Source organism: Pectobacterium sp. 1950-15 (genome assembly GCF_037136835.1).
Classification (GTDB): domain Bacteria; phylum Pseudomonadota; class Gammaproteobacteria; order Enterobacterales; family Enterobacteriaceae; genus Pectobacterium.
The window spans coordinates 174,116-188,702 of the sequence record NZ_JBBBQR010000004.1 but is presented as its reverse complement, the minus strand read 5'-3'; the positions used below and the strand labels follow the sequence as shown (position 1 = coordinate 188,702).

Annotated in this window: 16 protein-coding genes; 9 read left to right on the top strand and 7 right to left on the bottom strand. The window is 56.4% G+C overall.

Going from position 1 to position 14,587, the window contains the following annotated elements:
* The first annotated feature begins 33 nt into the window (after positions 1 to 33).
* Genes WCT94_RS06635 through ccmI form a run of 7 tightly spaced genes read left to right on the top strand, consistent with a single transcriptional unit; the run spans position 34 to position 5,298 of the window.
* A complete protein-coding gene (locus WCT94_RS06635) occupies positions 34 to 774 on the top strand; it encodes a heme ABC transporter permease (protein ID WP_336868674.1) in 741 nt (246 codons plus the stop codon).
* A complete protein-coding gene (ccmD, locus tag WCT94_RS06630; protein WP_336868673.1) occupies positions 771 to 992 on the top strand; it encodes a heme exporter protein CcmD in 222 nt (73 codons plus the stop codon). The genes WCT94_RS06635 and ccmD overlap by 4 nt, the downstream gene beginning before the upstream one ends.
* Positions 989 to 1,471, top strand: coding sequence for a cytochrome c maturation protein CcmE (gene ccmE, locus WCT94_RS06625; RefSeq protein WP_336868672.1), 483 nt, complete (start codon positions 989 to 991; stop codon positions 1,469 to 1,471). The genes ccmD and ccmE overlap by 4 nt, the downstream gene beginning before the upstream one ends.
* Positions 1,468 to 3,423: a heme lyase CcmF/NrfE family subunit gene (locus tag WCT94_RS06620; RefSeq protein ID WP_336868670.1), complete on the top strand. Its 1,956-nt coding sequence runs from the start codon at positions 1,468 to 1,470 to the stop codon at positions 3,421 to 3,423. Before ccmE ends, WCT94_RS06620 begins: the two co-directional genes overlap by 4 nt.
* Complete coding sequence (locus WCT94_RS06615; RefSeq protein ID WP_336868668.1) at positions 3,420 to 3,977, top strand: DsbE family thiol:disulfide interchange protein; 558 nt, start codon at positions 3,420 to 3,422, stop codon at positions 3,975 to 3,977. The genes WCT94_RS06620 and WCT94_RS06615 overlap by 4 nt, the downstream gene beginning before the upstream one ends.
* Positions 3,974 to 4,432, top strand: a complete 459-nt coding sequence (locus tag WCT94_RS06610; protein WP_332409233.1) for a cytochrome c-type biogenesis protein — start codon at positions 3,974 to 3,976, stop codon at positions 4,430 to 4,432. Before WCT94_RS06615 ends, WCT94_RS06610 begins: the two co-directional genes overlap by 4 nt.
* Positions 4,429 to 5,298, top strand: a complete 870-nt coding sequence (ccmI, locus tag WCT94_RS06605) for a c-type cytochrome biogenesis protein CcmI (protein WP_336868667.1) — start codon at positions 4,429 to 4,431, stop codon at positions 5,296 to 5,298. The genes WCT94_RS06610 and ccmI overlap by 4 nt, the downstream gene beginning before the upstream one ends.
* A 636-nt stretch (positions 5,299 to 5,934) precedes the next feature.
* Here the strand turns inward: ccmI and napC are convergent.
* The 7 genes from napC to napF are packed head-to-tail and all read right to left on the bottom strand — an operon-like array spanning position 5,935 to position 11,864.
* Positions 5,935 to 6,537: a cytochrome c-type protein NapC gene (gene napC / locus WCT94_RS06600; RefSeq protein ID WP_015840628.1), complete on the bottom strand. Its 603-nt coding sequence runs from the start codon at positions 6,535 to 6,537 to the stop codon at positions 5,935 to 5,937.
* Positions 6,538 to 6,545: 8 nt separating this feature from the next.
* Entirely contained in the window at positions 6,546 to 6,983 is a 438-nt protein-coding gene (gene napB / locus WCT94_RS06595) for a nitrate reductase cytochrome c-type subunit (protein ID WP_336868665.1), read from the bottom strand.
* The gene (gene napH / locus WCT94_RS06590) at positions 6,980 to 7,843 is read right to left on the bottom strand and encodes a quinol dehydrogenase ferredoxin subunit NapH (RefSeq protein WP_336868663.1); all 864 of its coding nucleotides are present in this window, start codon (positions 7,841 to 7,843) and stop codon (positions 6,980 to 6,982) included. Before napH ends, napB begins: the two co-directional genes overlap by 4 nt.
* The gene (gene napG, locus WCT94_RS06585) at positions 7,830 to 8,522 is read right to left on the bottom strand and encodes a ferredoxin-type protein NapG (RefSeq protein WP_336868661.1); all 693 of its coding nucleotides are present in this window, start codon (positions 8,520 to 8,522) and stop codon (positions 7,830 to 7,832) included. The genes napH and napG overlap by 14 nt, the downstream gene beginning before the upstream one ends.
* A 5-nt stretch (positions 8,523 to 8,527) precedes the next feature.
* Positions 8,528 to 11,014, bottom strand: a complete 2,487-nt coding sequence (gene napA / locus WCT94_RS06580; protein WP_336868660.1) for a nitrate reductase catalytic subunit NapA — start codon at positions 11,012 to 11,014, stop codon at positions 8,528 to 8,530.
* Positions 11,011 to 11,331 (bottom strand): chaperone NapD, encoded by a 321-nt coding sequence (gene napD, locus WCT94_RS06575; RefSeq protein ID WP_332409240.1) that lies wholly within the window; start codon positions 11,329 to 11,331, stop codon positions 11,011 to 11,013. Before napD ends, napA begins: the two co-directional genes overlap by 4 nt.
* On the bottom strand, positions 11,328 to 11,864 hold the full coding sequence (gene napF / locus WCT94_RS06570) for a ferredoxin-type protein NapF (protein ID WP_336868659.1): 537 nt from the start codon (positions 11,862 to 11,864) through the stop codon (positions 11,328 to 11,330). The genes napD and napF overlap by 4 nt, the downstream gene beginning before the upstream one ends.
* A gap of 251 nt (positions 11,865 to 12,115) precedes the next feature.
* On the opposite strand from napF, the gene narQ reads away from it, so the two are divergent.
* Together narQ and narP are read left to right on the top strand one after the other, a co-directional pair.
* Positions 12,116 to 13,834, top strand: coding sequence for a nitrate/nitrite two-component system sensor histidine kinase NarQ (gene narQ / locus WCT94_RS06565; RefSeq protein WP_336868860.1), 1,719 nt, complete (start codon positions 12,116 to 12,118; stop codon positions 13,832 to 13,834).
* Between the two features lie 88 nt (positions 13,835 to 13,922).
* Positions 13,923 to 14,555 carry a nitrate/nitrite response regulator protein NarP gene (narP, locus tag WCT94_RS06560; protein WP_225084935.1) on the top strand — a complete coding sequence of 211 codons (633 nt, stop codon included), beginning with the start codon at positions 13,923 to 13,925 and terminating at the stop codon, positions 14,553 to 14,555.
* Positions 14,556 to 14,587: the final 32 nt, after the last annotated feature.

Below are 14,587 nucleotides of genomic sequence, written 5' to 3'. Positions count from 1 at the left end.
TGGGATGAGTTTTACGCAGAGTGAGCACACGTTATGTTGAAAAAGCACTATCAGCTTACGCAGCCGGATCGCCTTTATGGCCTTTGCGGCAGGCTTATCCCCTGGTTTGCCTTGCTTAGCGCGGCGCTGTTGATCGGCGGTTGCCTGCTGGGATTTGGATTTGCCCCCGCGGATTATCAGCAAGGGCAAGGGTATCGCATTATGTACCTGCACGTGCCCGCGGCCGTGTGGTCGATGGGCGTTTATGCCGTGATGGCGATGTTTGCGCTTATCGGACTGATTCGGCAGTCAAAAACGGCAGAGCTTACCGTCGCGGCGATGGCGCCGGTCGGGGCAGTCTTTACCTTCATTGCGCTGACCACGGGATCCACCTGGGGAAAACCGATGTGGGGGACCTGGTGGGTCTGGGATGCGCGCCTGACATCGGAACTCGTTCTGCTGTTTCTGTACGTGGGCATCATCGCGCTCTACAACGCGTTTGACGATCGCCGTCTTGCTGGTCGTGCGGCGGCGATTCTGGTGCTGGTTGGCGTGGTGAATTTACCCATCATCCATTTCTCGGTGGAGTGGTGGAATACCCTGCATCAAGGATCGACAAAAATGCAAAAAACTATCGATCCCGCTATGCGTCTTCCGCTGCGCATCATGATGTTAGGATTTATGAGTCTTTTTGTGACGTTGTCACTCATGCGCTTGCGTAATTTGATACTGGTGCAGCAGCGTCGTGCGCCCTGGGTTGCGGCGTTGCTCAATAAAGGAGGAGTCGCACGATGAACATCGCTTTCACAAGCTGGCAGGATTTCTTTGCGATGGGCGGCTATGCCTTTTACGTCTGGCTGGCCGCGGTGCTCACGCTGTTACCGCTGAGTGCGTTGGTCGGTCATACCCTCTGGCATCGTCGTACATTGATGAACGACATCCGTCGCCAGCAGGCGCGCGAGCAGCGCAAGAGCACGGCCCGTCAGTCGGAAACGATGGAGGTGGTGCAATGAGTGCTCCGCGTAAAACCCGCCTCTATGCCATTCTGGCCGTCATTTGCGGCGCGGTGTTGACGATTGCGCTGACGCTCTATGCGCTGAGTTCTAATATCGACCTCTTTTATACGCCCAGTGAAATTCTGTACGGCAAGAACGAAACGCAGGAAAAACCGGCGATCGGGCAGCGCTTGCGCGTCGGCGGCATGGTGATGCCGGGCAGCGTGCGACGCGACAGCCAAAGTCTGGAAGTCCGCTTCACCGTCTATGATGCGCAGGGTTCCGTCGAGGTGACCTATAACGGGATGCTGCCGGATCTGTTCCGCGAGGGACAAGGTGTGGTAGCACAGGGCATTCTGGACACCGACGATCACATCATGGCGAAAGAAGTGCTTGCCCGACATGATGAAAACTACACGCCACCAGAAATCAAGGCGGCGATGGAAGGACAGCACGGCCATGCACCGGCGGCGGCCACAGAGGGTAAACGGTTATGATGCCTGAAGTGGGCAATTATCTGCTCTGTTTGGCGCTGGGCGTTGCGCTGTTGCTCAGCGTGTATCCGCTGTGGGGCGCGGCGCGTCAGGATACCCGCCTGATGGCATTGGCGCGTCCACTTGCCTGGGCGCTATTTGCATGCATTTTGGCGTCTTTCCTCGTGTTGGTGCATGCGCTGGTGATCAATGATTTCACCGTTCTTTATGTAGCCAACAACTCGAACCGTGCGCTGCCGGTCTGGTATCGCGTGGCGGCAGCGTGGGGCGCGCATGAAGGGTCGCTGCTGCTCTGGGTGCTGCTGATGAGCGGCTGGACCTTCGCCGTGGCGGTATTCAGCCGGGGGATGTCGCTGGATGCGGTTGCCCGCGTGCTGGCTGTCATGGGGATGATTAATGTCGGTTTTTTGCTATTCATCATCCTGACGTCGAATCCCTTTACGCGCACGTTGCCGGATTACCCGATTGACGGGCGCGATCTCAATCCGCTGTTGCAGGATGTCGGGTTAATCTTCCATCCGCCATTGCTCTACATGGGCTATGTCGGGTTTTCCGTGGCATTTGCCTTTGCGGTCGCTTCGCTGCTGGCGGAACGACTGGACAGCGCGTGGGCGCGTTGGTCCCGACCGTGGACGCAGGCGGCGTGGTCGTTTCTGACGCTGGGTATCGTGCTCGGTTCGGGCTGGGCGTATTACGAGCTTGGCTGGGGCGGCTGGTGGTTCTGGGATCCGGTCGAGAATGCGTCATTGATGCCGTGGCTGGTGGGCACGGCGCTGCTGCATTCGCTGTCGGTTACCGAAAAACGCGGCAGCTTCAAGGCCTGGACGGTACTGCTGGCTATCGGCGCGTTCTCACTTTGCCTGCTGGGGACGTTTCTGGTGCGTTCCGGCGTATTGGTATCGGTGCACGCGTTTGCCTCCGATCCGGCGCGCGGCATGTTTATTCTCGCGTTTCTGGTCATTGTCATCGGCGGTTCTTTACTGCTGTTTGCTATCAAAGGCAACCGGGTACGGGCGCGGGTCACGAACTCGCTCTGGTCGCGGGAAACGTTCCTGCTCGGTAATAACCTGATCCTGATGGCGGCGACGCTCGTGGTGCTGCTGGGAACGCTGCTGCCGCTGGTGCATAAGCAGCTGGGCTTAGGCAGCATCTCGATTGGCGCACCGTTCTTCAACACCATGTTTACCTTATTAATGGCACCGTTTGCCTTACTGCTGGGCGTAGGGCCGCTGGTTCGCTGGCGACGCGATGAGCCGCAAAAGCTGCGTAAGCTACTGCTGATTGCGCTGGCCGTGACTGCGGCATTGTCGTTGCTGCTGCCGTGGCTGTTACAGGATTCGCTGGTTGCCATGACGGTGGTCGGTCTGTCGATGGCGCTGTGGGTGTTCTTCTTAACGGTATACGAGCTGCATAGCAATTCCACTCGGCGTCATGGTCTGCTGCGCGGTTTGACCAAGCTCTCACTGAGCCAGTGGGGCATGGTGTGCGGCCATATTGGGCTGGCGGTGACGGTGGTAGGCATCGCTTTCAGCCAGAATTATAGCGTCGAGCGGGATGTGCGGATGCGGGCTGGCGACAGCATCGCGATCCACGATTACCGTTTTACGTTTCAAGGCGTGCGTGATGTCGTGGGGCCTAACTGGCAAAGCGCAAAAGGGACGATTGAAGTGACGCGCAACGGCAAACCGGAAGCGACGCTGAAAGCGGAAAAGCGCTTCTACAACACCAGCGGCGCGATCATGACGGAAGCCGCCATTGATGCGGGTGTGACGCGCGATCTCTATGCGGCCTTGGGTGAAAAGCTGGATGACGGTAGCTGGGCGGTGCGGCTGTATTACAAACCGTTTATCCGCTGGATTTGGTACGGCGGGGGGCTGATGGCGTTAGGGGGCATCCTGTGCATGTTTGACCCGCGCTATCGCCTGCGTCGCGCCGTTCGGGAGACAGCATCATGAGTCGCAAAATTTTGTTAATTCCGCTCGCCCTGTTTTTACTGCTGGCCGTTGCCTTGCTGTGGCAACTGGTGCGCAACAGCGACGGCGATGATCCCATGCGGTTGGAATCTGCTCTGATTGGTAAACCGGTTCCCGCATTTCGTCTTGAATCGCTGGATCAACCGGGAAAGGTTTATAACCAATCTGAGCTGAGTGATGGCAAACCGCTGCTGCTGAACGTCTGGGCGACCTGGTGCCCGACGTGCCGCGCGGAGCACCAGTTTCTCAACACGCTGGCGGCGCAGGGGATTCGCGTCGTGGGCATGAATTATAAAGATGAACGCCCCAAAGCGGTGGAGTGGCTGAAAACGTTAGGCAATCCCTATGCGATGAGCCTGTTTGATGGTGACGGCATGTTGGGGCTGGATCTGGGCGTGTATGGCGCACCGGAAACCTTCCTGATCGACGGGAAAGGCATCATTCGCTATCGCCATGCGGGCGATCTCAATATGCAGGTGTGGCAAGAAACGCTGCAACCGCTGTGGGAGAAATACAGCAAGGAGGGCGGCGCATGAGAGTGCTGAGTTTCCTTGGTGCATTACTGCTGTCGTTCAGCGTGCTGGCGTCCTCCGAGGTATTGCACTTTGACAACGACACGCAGGAGCAACAGTTTCGTGAGTTGACCATGCAACTGCGCTGCCCGAAATGCCAGAACAACAGTATTGCCGATTCCAATTCGATGATTGCGTCGGATATGCGGCAGAAGGTGTACGAGCTGATGCAGCAGGGGCAAACGAAAGAGCAGGTTGTCGATTATATGGTGGATCGTTACGGCTACTTTGTGACGTATGAACCGCCGATCACGCCTTTTACCATACTGCTATGGCTGCTGCCGGCACTGTTTCTGGCGGCGGGCGCATGGATGATTATTCGGCGTGCGCACCGCATCAGAAGTACCAAAGAACCGATGAGCGAACAGGATAAAAAGCGCTTGCAGACGCTGTTGGGACGTGAGGAGAAATCGGAATGATGCTACTGACAGCAACCATTGTGCTATCGCTGATTGCGCTTTCTGCGCTGCTGCTTGCACCGTGGTCGTCACGGGGCGAATATGATCGTGATGCGATCAATCAGGCGCTGTACCGCGACCGTCTGCGTGAGCTTACTGCGGATGTTGCCAATGTGCAGGAGCGCGATCAACTGGTTGAAGAACTCCAGCATACGCTGTTGCAGGATATTCCCGGCGGCGCGAAGGCACAACAGCGCCCGCTAAACCGCTGGGTTTTGCTGCCAGGAGTGCTGTTGCTGGTCATCTTCAGCCTCGGCGTGTTTTGGAAGACGTCTGCGGTTAATCGGGTGCAGGAGTTACAGCAGGTCGTGGCGTTAACGCCGGATCTGATGAAGAGGGCATTGGATCCCGACGCTGAACCACTGACTATTGAAGAGGTCGCGCGTCTCGGTCTGGGGCTGCGTAGCCAACTGGAAGCTCAGCCAGATAATCCACAAGACTGGTGGATGCTGGGGCGCATTGCGGGCTTGCTGAACAACTACGACATGTCCGTGCAGGCGTTTGCCAGGGCGTACCAGCTCGATCCGAAAAATACGGATCTGGCACTGGATTATGCCGATCTGCTGTCGCGTTCCACCGACCCGCGTGATAGCCAGCGCGGTGGAGACATGCTGCGTGAACTGATGAATTCCGGCTCGACCAATGTACGCGTGCTGAGCCTGCTGGCTTTCAATGCCTATGAAGCCCAGCGCTATCAGGACGCGATTGACGCCTGGCAAACGATGCTGATGCTGCTCCCGCAAAACGACACACGCCGTGCGGTCATTGAGCGCAGCGTCGCGCAGGCGAAAGCATCACTGTCGGTGCAGGCGGTCACTGGGAAGTAAATCCTCTTATATCCTCATCATCAATAGCAGAGGGGCGAGATATCGCCCTTTTGTTATCCGACAATTTATCTCTTCCAACTTCGTTGTTTCCGTTCAGACTCGGATGGTTTATCACGGATATGGATTTGGAATCTCAGCCGTTTCTGTCATTAGCGTGGAAGTTTCGTGCGCATTACCTACGGTTTTTTCTGCAACCGTTGCAGCACGCGCCCGACAAGGGGCGGCTAAGGCCGCTCTCAGCACAGACGGAAACATCCGCTTTAAAATGACAATGTACTAAGTTCAATCTTTTGATTTTATGGGGTAAGTTCGCGTAAAGAATTGCGCTGAGGTGAGCGTAGCCGCCGGATGAGCGGCATGGACGCCGCGAAAGTCTGCGCCGTGCCGGGAGCACGTCGCAGGCGGTCCGATCAGCGGATACGAGCGCCGAAGGCACCGCGAAGCGGCGTAATTCCCCGCGAAAAGCCAGGGGGCGCGGGGCGACGGCGATTGAGCCGCCCCGCGTCGGGCGCGTGCGACGCGAGTTGCAAAAAGTCACGGGCTTACTGCGCACGAAACCCTCACGGATTCAAAAAAGTAAAATAACCAGATGTGTCGAGGACGGCATACGCCGTCCCGAGTGTTACGAAGGGGGGGTTATAACCCGCTTTTGACGCCGTGCATGTCCGGCAGTTTGTGGGCGATGCCTTTATGGCAGTCGATACAGGTTTGACCGAGTTTTATTGCTTCGCTGTGTTTTTCCGCCGCGACCGTTTTTTGCCCTGAGAAGTCCATATAGTCAAAGTTGTGGCAGTTGCGGCATTCCTGAGAATTGTTGTTTTTCATGCGCCGCCATTCGTTTTGCGCCATCGTCAGCCGATGAGCTTCAAATTTTTGTGGCGTATCAATCGTGCCCATTATTTTGCCGTACAGCTCTTTACTGGCCTGAATCTTACGTACCATTTTCGGCACAAACTCATGCGGAACGTGGCAATCGGGGCAGGTGGCGCGTACGCCGCTGCGGTTGCTGTAGTGCGCGGTTTCCATATATTCCTGATAGACGGTATTGCGCATTTCATGACAGCTGATGCAGAACGCTTCGCTGTTGCTCATTTCCATGCCTTTCTGGGATGTCGCCAGAAAGAAAATACCGCCCGCGAAGCCGATAATGAGCAACGTTCCCAGCGCCAGCCGACTCGGGCGACGCCACCATTGCCACAGCTGGCGCAACAACCGTCCCACTTTTCCTGGCTGTTTCATAGCAAACCTCACTGTCCAAAGCCTTTAGAAGGGGCGAACGTGTTGCCGGTAATCGGTGAACTGTCCGCTTGCGGCACGTGGCATTGCAGGCAGAAATGGCGCGAAGGGGCGACATTGCTCAGCACTTTGCCGTCTCTGTCGACAAAATGGGTTGGGCTGACGCGGGGGGCGCTGGTGGAACGGTAGCTCTCCACGCCGTGACACTGTAGGCAACGGTTAAAGGTCGGGGTGACCTGATAGCCATCCACGCTATGCGGGATCATCGGTGGCTGGTTGACATAGTTGAGCGCCATACGTTCCTGCTGCTTCGGCATCCGGCTATTGCCCGGCTGCGTCGCAGCGACTTCTGGCGATTGGCTTAAATCGACCTGTGCAGTGGCTATCGCACTGCCCAGTATCGCCAAGGCAGTGATCCAGCGAAACCATCCCATTCTCAGGCTTTTCATGACTTTGCTCCCGATTTCCATCTAAGGGTTATTTTAAAAACGTCTTCAGCGCAGACATCAATACAACGTCCGCATGTTATGCAGTCTCGGTCAGTAACCTGTGCCGGACTGTGTTTATCGAGTAAAGGGGCGCGCAACACCTGTGGCTCTGGACAGACATGAAAGCAGTCCATGCAGCGCGTACAGCGTTCACGCTCAGTGGCATCCACAGCCAGCGCGCCTTTACCGCCAAGCGCACTATACAGCGCGCCGGTTGGGCACAGGTGTCCGCACCAGCCGTGCTCCACGACCCACAAATCAAACAGAAATAGCGCCAGCAGCAGCCAGATACCTGCACCAAACCCGAAAATCAGCCCGCGACCCATCAGTGAAACCGGGTTGACCCATTCCCACAGCAGCCCGCCCGTCAGTGCGCTTCCTGCCAGAATAAGCATCAGCAGCAGATAGCGCAGATTACGAGGGATCGTCGCCGAGGCAGTGATGCCGAAACGACGACGTAGCCAGGCAGCTAAATCGGTGAGCGGATTAACCGGGCAGACCCAGCTACAGAACAGGCGCTTGCCTGCCAGCGCATAGCCCAGCGCGATAATCAGCGCACCGACCAGCGCAAGCGTGGCGGGTAGATGACCGCTAGCCAGACTTTGCAGCACCATCAGCGGATCGCTGAGCGGCACGGTGTCGAGCAAGCGGCTGGCGCTGTAGTTACCGTGCAGGATCCAAAATCCGAAGAGTGGACCGCTGAGGAACATGAGCAGCACCAGAGACTGGGTCAGACGGCGTAAGACCAGCCAGCGGTGGCTGCGCCACCAGCCTTTTTTCGCCCGGGCTTCTCGTCCGGCGTCCTGCTTACGATTTGCCATCGCGTGCCTCCAGCCAACTGAAACGGTAGTGATGTCCGAGTTCGCCTTTTGCCAGCGCGCGCGGTAAGACCTTGATCGCAGGCTGTTCCAGCACGCAGGCTTTTTCACATTTGCCACAGCCGGTACAGACATCGCTGTGCACCGTAGGCAGAAAACGGGCATGTTTTCCGGTGCGGGTATTGCGCTCTGGCTCCAGTGTGATGGCGCTATCGATGAGAGGACAGACGCGATAGCACACATCGCAACGCAGCCCCTGATAGTTCAGGCAGTTTTCTTGGTCGAGCAGCACCGCTAATCCCATGCGGGCGTCATCAATGGTGTCCAGCGGTTGTAACGCCCCGCTGGGGCAGGCGACGATGCAGGGGATGTCCTCACACATCTCGCACGGGATATCGCGTGCGACAAAGTAAGGGCTTCCGGCGGCGGAACCGGAGACCAGCGTTGCCAGTTTCAGTGTGTCGTACGGGCAGGCCTGAACACATTGGCCACAGCGGATGCAGGCACCGGAAAACGCCGCTTCCGACAGCGCACCCGGCGGCCGTAGCCGGATCGCGTCGGCCTGAGCGCGTCGCTGCTGAATGCCGAGTATCGTGACCGCGGCGGATAAACCCGCAACGGCACGGACGGCATCACGCAGAAAGCGACGGCGAGCGGGTGGTGAATGTTCCGGGCGTGCCATGTGCGCTACACCTTAGCCAGCTTGACGGCGCATTTCTTAAAGTCCGTTTCTTTCGACAGCGGATCGGTCGCATCCAGCGTCAGGACGTTGGTCATCTGCGCGGCGTCGAAGAACGGCATATACACCAGTCCACGCGGTGGTTTATTACGGCCGCGTGTTTCAACCACGGAGACGACTTCACCACGGCGCGAGATAATGCGAACTTTCTCACCGCGACGCAGATCGCGCGCTTTGGCATCCTGTGGGTGGATAAACAGCACGGCCTCGGGGAAGGCACGGTGCAGTTCCGGTACGCGACGCGTCATGCTGCCAGTGTGCCAATGCTCCAGCACGCGACCAGTGGAGAGCCAGAGATCGTACTCGTCGTCCGGCGCTTCGGCGGCAGGTTCGTACGGCAGTGCGAAAATCACCGCTTTGCCATCCGGTTTACCGTAAAAACGGTAGGCTTCTCCCGCTTTGACGTAAGGATCGTGCCCTTCGCTATAGCGCCACTGCGTTTCCTTACCGTTAACCACCGGCCAGCGTAGCCCACGAACCTTGTGGTAGTCATCGAACGGCGCCAGGTCGTGACCGTGCCCACGGCCAAACGCGGCGTATTCTTCAAACAGGCCTTTTTGCAGGTAAAAACCGAAGTCTCGGGACTCGTCGTTCAACTGATTTTCCGCTAATTCACTGAGTGGGAAGCGCGTGGTGACATCGTTCGCAAATAGCACGTCGTAGAGCGTCTTGCCACGATAGGCCGGTTTCTGCGCCAGAAGTTCTTCCGGCCATACTTCTTCTACGGTGAAGCGCTTGGCAAAGCTCACCACTTGCCACAGATCCGATTTTGACTCGCCCGGCGCTTTCACCTGCTGACGCCAAAACTGCGTCCGGCGCTCGGCGTTGCCGTAGGCACCTTCTTTTTCCACCCACATTGCGGTAGGCAAAATCAGGTCAGCGGACAAGGCGCTGACGGTCGGGTAAGGGTCGGATACGACGATAAAGTTACGCGGATCGCGCCAGCCCGGCATACGTTCCTGATTGATGTTCGGGCCGGCCTGCATGTTGTTGTTACACATCACCCAATAGGCATTCAGCGTGCCGTCTTTCAGTGCCCTGTCTTGTGCGACGGCGTGCAGGCCGATCTTTTCAGGAATGGTACCGGCCGGTAGCTGCCACAGTTTTTCCGCAATCGCGCGGTGTTTCTCGTTAGTGACGACCATGTCTGCAGGCAGACGGTGGGCGAACGTGCCGACTTCACGCGCGGTGCCGCAGGCAGAAGGTTGACCGGTTAATGAGAACGGTCCGCAGCCCGGCTGAGAGATCTTGCCCGTCAGCAGGTGGATGTTATAAACCAGATTGTTCGCCCAGACGCCGCGCGTGTGCTGGTTAAAGCCCATTGTCCAGTAGGAGATCACTTTCTTCTTCGGATCGGCGTAGAGTTTTGCCAGCGCTTCTAACTGATCGGCGGGAACGCCGCTAATCGCGACCGTTTTTTCCAGCGTATAGTCGGCGACAAAGGCTTTGTATTCTTCAAAACTCATCGGCTCAGACGCATCGGAACCCGGGTTTTTCGCCGCTTTCTCCAACGGGTGTGTCGGACGCAGTCCGTAGCCAATATCGGTCACGCCTCGGCGCAGGTTTACGTGGCGGGTAAAGAAGGCCTCGTTCACCGCATTGTTTTGAATAATGTAGTTGGCGATGTAATTGAGAATTGCCAGATCGGTTTGCGGTGTAAACACCATACCGTTATCCGCCAGCTCAAAACTGCGGTGCTGATAGGTGGATAGCACGGCGACCGTAACATTGCTGTTCGACAGGCGGCGATCGGTGATGCGCGACCAGAGAATCGGGTGCATCTCCGCCATGTTGGAGCCCCACAGCACAAACGCATCGGTCTGCTCGATATCGTCGTAGCAGCCCATCGGTTCATCCATACCGAAGGTACGCATAAAGCCGACGACCGCCGATGCCATACAGTGGCGCGCGTTGGGGTCAATATTGTTGGAGCGGAAACCGGCTTTGAACAATTTGGCGGCCGCATAGCCTTCCCAAATCGTCGATTGCCCGGAGCCAAACATCCCTATCGCGTTCGGACCTTTCTCTTTCAGGGCGGTTTTGAATTTCTCCGCCATGATGTCAAAGGCTTTGTCCCAAGAGATCGGGGTAAATTCGCCTTCCTTATCGAATTTGCCGTCGCGCATCCGCAGCAAAGGCTGTGTCAGGCGATCCTGTCCGTACATGATTTTTGGCAGGAAATAGCCCTTGATGCAGTTTAATCCTCGGTTAACCGGCGCATCGGGATCGCCCTGACTGGCGACGATGCGGCCGTTTTGCGTCCCGACCAGCACACCACACCCTACGCCACAGAAGCGGCAGGGGGCTTTATCCCAGTGGATGGCTTCTGACTGCTCGGTCGCGGAGCGGACCGCGATAGGAATGGTGATGCCCGCGACCGCAGCGGCCGCTGCGACAGCGTTCGCCTTCATAAAGTGTCGTCGACTGAGTTTCATGGTATTTCCTCACCCTGAGCTTGTTGATCAAGAGGTTGTTCATCGAAAGTAAAAGACTGTTCATCACAAGACGGCTCATCAAGCTGGTGATAAACCAGCGAAACCGCCAGTACGCCCGTAAGGTCACGTATTGATGCTATTTGTTTTAACAGCGTGTCTTCTGAATCTGACTCCAGCACCACGGCCATTTTTCCGGTATCGCTATCGCTGGCACCCACCTCGACATTGGGCAGCGTCGCTAATACCTCGCCCACGGCCGCCATCTGTGCCGTATTGACGTGAACCACTACACTGCAAACATGCCAGACTGTGCTCATCGGTTTTCCTGTTGCGTCAGGAGACGCGTTGGTGCGGTGTGATGTCCCGCGGTGATCTTTTTCATCGATAGAGCGCCGACAGGGCACCCGGAAATACAGGCCCCACAGGTGGTACAGGCGTCGTTGTCGATGGTCGGTGCGGCAACGCGCCCAATGGCGGGATGAAACCGTATCGCCCCGGCGTCACACGCATCCTGACAGCTGCGGCATTCCACCTGATGCAGCGATAAACAGGCGTCCTGAATTGTCAGGTGGTATTCCCACGGCGGGGTGTGGCTCTCCGCGAACAGCGCTTGTGGACAGGCTCGCGCGCAGTCGTAACAGAACGTGCATTCGCCGCGCTGAAAATCGATGGTGGGAAAACCGCCCGAACCGCGTTGAATGATCCCCGAATCGCAGGCATCAATGCAGGCGTTACAGCGTATGCACTGGCTCAGAAACAGACTTTCTACGCCGCTCCACGGCGGACGCAACGCGTTGTCTGCCCGCTGTAGGCCACCAGTCAGTAGGGAACGCCGGGAGAGGTTAGTCATGGCAGTTTGTCGCTCTGGCACGCAATGAAATATCCAATAAAAAACACGCTGTTTTTGTAGGGGTTACACTATTCCTCTTAGGCTGTATGCGATAATCACCCTTTAGAGGTAAATGGTGGTGCCGGATCAAGCTTATGTGGGATTCGCGTCTCATTGGCTTGCCTGTTCGGATGGGGATCGCGATAGTGGCGCTGAGATGCTGCTCTACTTATTTAGAGTAGGTATGACGTTAAAGGGGATTGCTCGTTGTGATGGTTAAACGTCCTGTTTCTACCAGCCTGGCTCGCGCGTTTTTTTATATCGCGCTGCTTTCATTCTTGACGACCGGCATTGCACTACTAACGTTGGCCAGCGGTTTACGCGATGCTGAGGCGATCAACGTTGCTGGCTCCATGCGTATGCAAAGCTATCGTATGGGGTATGACCTACAGGGCGATCGCGCAGAATTAGCATCGCATCGCCGCCTTTATGCGCAAACGCTGGATTCCCCGGTTTTTCACCTGTTAGATCGCTGGTATGTGCCGCGCGATGTGCGCGATCGCTACGCTGCGCTGTTGCAAAGCTGGAAAACGATGGATGAGCGCCTGAACGCGGGGGATCGGGCGTGGTATCAGGACAACATTGTTCGCTATGTCACGCAGATCGATCTCTTTGTGCTGGCGTTGCAGCACTATTCTGAACGCAAGATGATGATAGTTGTTGTGACATCAATAATTGGTTCGATCACTATCTATATACTGATCTTCTTTACGCTGCGCCGCATCCGTCGTCAGGTGGTGGTGCCGTTGAATAAGCTCATGGCGGCCTGTGCGTCTATTGAAAAGGGACGTTTTACTCATTCGCGACTGGACGTCAATCTGCCTAACGAACTGGGCTTACTGGCGCAAACCTTCAGTAGCATGACGGATGAACTGCAAAAGCTTTATCGTTCTCTGGAAGACAAGGTACGGCAGAAAACGCTGCGTTTGCAGGAAGTGAACCGCATGCTGAAGGTGCTGTACAACTGCTCTCAGGCGATGAATGTCAGCACCATCGACAGGCATTGCTTTCAGCAGATTCTGCAAATTGTGCGCCGCTATGAAACGGTCGGCTGTCTGGAAATGCGGGTAGGAGAGAATTGGCTGTTATGTGAAGGCCAGCCGGATGAACAGGCTGCGTGGCAGACCTTGCCCATCCGTTTGCAAGAGGTTGAGTTTGGTCAACTGCGCTGGCAGGCATCAACGCAGCAGCCGTCGGCGCAGCTGATGGAAAGCGTTGCCAATATGCTGGGTCGCGGCCTCTATTTTAATCAGGCGCAGAAGCACTACCAGCAGCTATTACTGATGGAAGAACGCGCCACCATCGCGCGTGAACTGCATGACTCTCTGGCTCAGGTGCTTTCTTATCTGAATATCCAGATGACGCTGTTAAAGCGTGCGGTCGCGGAAGAAAATGCGCAGGCTCGACAGATTATCACCGATTTTGAACAGGCGCTCAGTGATGCTTATCGCCAACTGCGGGAACTGCTGGGTACGTTCCGACTGACGCTGCAACAGGCCGATTTGCCTGCGGCAATGCAGGAAATGATTGCGCCGCTGCGTGCGCAGACTCCGGCGGCAATCACGATTGATTGCCGGATTCCTACGCAAGCGCTGGATGCCTCACAGCAGGTTCACTTGCTGCAAATCATCCGTGAAGCGGTGCTGAACGCCATTAAACACGCGCAGGCGACGGCAATTACCGTTAACTGTCGGACACAGCCTGATGGCCGTCATTGTGTGGATATTCGTGATAACGGCTGTGGCATTATCAATCAGGAGGAACCGGCAGGACACTACGGTTTAAATATTATGCAGGAGCGTGCCGAACGGTTAGGTGGAAAGCTCTCTATCGGCCTCCATCCTGAAGGGGGAACGCAGGTTAGCGTCTGTTTTTCGACGCCAACGGCAGCGCGTGAACGCGAGAACACGAACACTCTCTACCCGGAATAAGTCGAGTGGAAAGCACGCTTGAAGTATGACGGGGATAAATCATAGATATAAATAAAATAATAAGATCCATATTACATTGGGGCTGGGCATGTCAGAAAAACCATCTTATCGTGTGCTGATCGTCGACGATCATCCGCTTATGCGCCGGGGAATCCGTCAGCTACTGGCAACCGATGCCATCTTTGACGTGATAGGGGAAGCCAGTAACGGCATGGAGGCGTTGAGCCTCGCGAACCGGGATTCTCCCGATATCATCTTGCTCGATCTCAACATGAAAGGATTGAGCGGGCTGGATACGCTTCACGCGCTGCGGCGCGATGGGATTTGCGCCCGCGTCATCGTGCTGACGGTCTCCGATGCGCCCAGCGATATTTATGCGCTGATGGACGCGGGGGCCGATGGCTATCTGCTTAAGGACAGTGCCCCGGAACACTTATTGGATGCCATTCGCAGCAGTGATGCTTTCAGCGAGCAAGTCAGGGACGTGCTACGCCACCGTATCGCCATACAGGAAACACCGTCGCCTTTTACCGTATTGACGGAGCGCGAACTGGATGTGCTGCAGGAAGTGGCGTCAGGATTATCCAACAAGCAAATCGCAAGTGTGCTGTATATCTCAGAAGAGACGGTAAAAGTGCATATCCGCAACATGCTGCGCAAGCTAAACGTACGCTCCCGCGTCGCCGCCACGGTGTTGTATCTGGAAACGCGCGGCCAGTAGGGCGCTATTCAGATTTGCAGGTTAGTGCCCAA

Excerpts from the sequence above, each read along its gene's own strand:
- WCT94_RS06615 (WP_336868668.1), top strand. The coding sequence starts at position 3,420 with ATGAGTCGCAAAATTTTGTTAATTCCGCTCGCCCTGTTTTTACTGCTG.
- ccmD (WP_336868673.1), top strand. The coding sequence starts at position 771 with ATGAACATCGCTTTCACAAGCTGGCAGGATTTCTTTGCGATGGGCGGC.
- napH (WP_336868663.1), bottom strand. The coding sequence starts at position 7,843 with ATGGCAAATCGTAAGCAGGACGCCGGACGAGAAGCCCGGGCGAAAAAA.
- napB (WP_336868665.1), bottom strand. The coding sequence starts at position 6,983 with ATGAAAAGCCTGAGAATGGGATGGTTTCGCTGGATCACTGCCTTGGCG.
- ccmE (WP_336868672.1), top strand. The coding sequence starts at position 989 with ATGAGTGCTCCGCGTAAAACCCGCCTCTATGCCATTCTGGCCGTCATT.
- napF (WP_336868659.1), bottom strand. The coding sequence starts at position 11,864 with ATGACTAACCTCTCCCGGCGTTCCCTACTGACTGGTGGCCTACAGCGG.
- napA (WP_336868660.1), bottom strand. The coding sequence starts at position 11,014 with ATGAAACTCAGTCGACGACACTTTATGAAGGCGAACGCTGTCGCAGCG.
- WCT94_RS06620 (WP_336868670.1), top strand. The coding sequence starts at position 1,468 with ATGATGCCTGAAGTGGGCAATTATCTGCTCTGTTTGGCGCTGGGCGTT.
- napD (WP_332409240.1), bottom strand. The coding sequence starts at position 11,331 with ATGAGCACAGTCTGGCATGTTTGCAGTGTAGTGGTTCACGTCAATACG.
- WCT94_RS06635 (WP_336868674.1), top strand. The coding sequence starts at position 34 with ATGTTGAAAAAGCACTATCAGCTTACGCAGCCGGATCGCCTTTATGGC.
- ccmI (WP_336868667.1), top strand. The coding sequence starts at position 4,429 with ATGATGCTACTGACAGCAACCATTGTGCTATCGCTGATTGCGCTTTCT.
- WCT94_RS06610 (WP_332409233.1), top strand. The coding sequence starts at position 3,974 with ATGAGAGTGCTGAGTTTCCTTGGTGCATTACTGCTGTCGTTCAGCGTG.
- napG (WP_336868661.1), bottom strand. The coding sequence starts at position 8,522 with ATGGCACGCCCGGAACATTCACCACCCGCTCGCCGTCGCTTTCTGCGT.
- napC (WP_015840628.1), bottom strand. The coding sequence starts at position 6,537 with ATGAAACAGCCAGGAAAAGTGGGACGGTTGTTGCGCCAGCTGTGGCAA.
- narQ (WP_336868860.1), top strand. The coding sequence starts at position 12,116 with ATGGTTAAACGTCCTGTTTCTACCAGCCTGGCTCGCGCGTTTTTTTAT.
- narP (WP_225084935.1), top strand. The coding sequence starts at position 13,923 with ATGTCAGAAAAACCATCTTATCGTGTGCTGATCGTCGACGATCATCCG.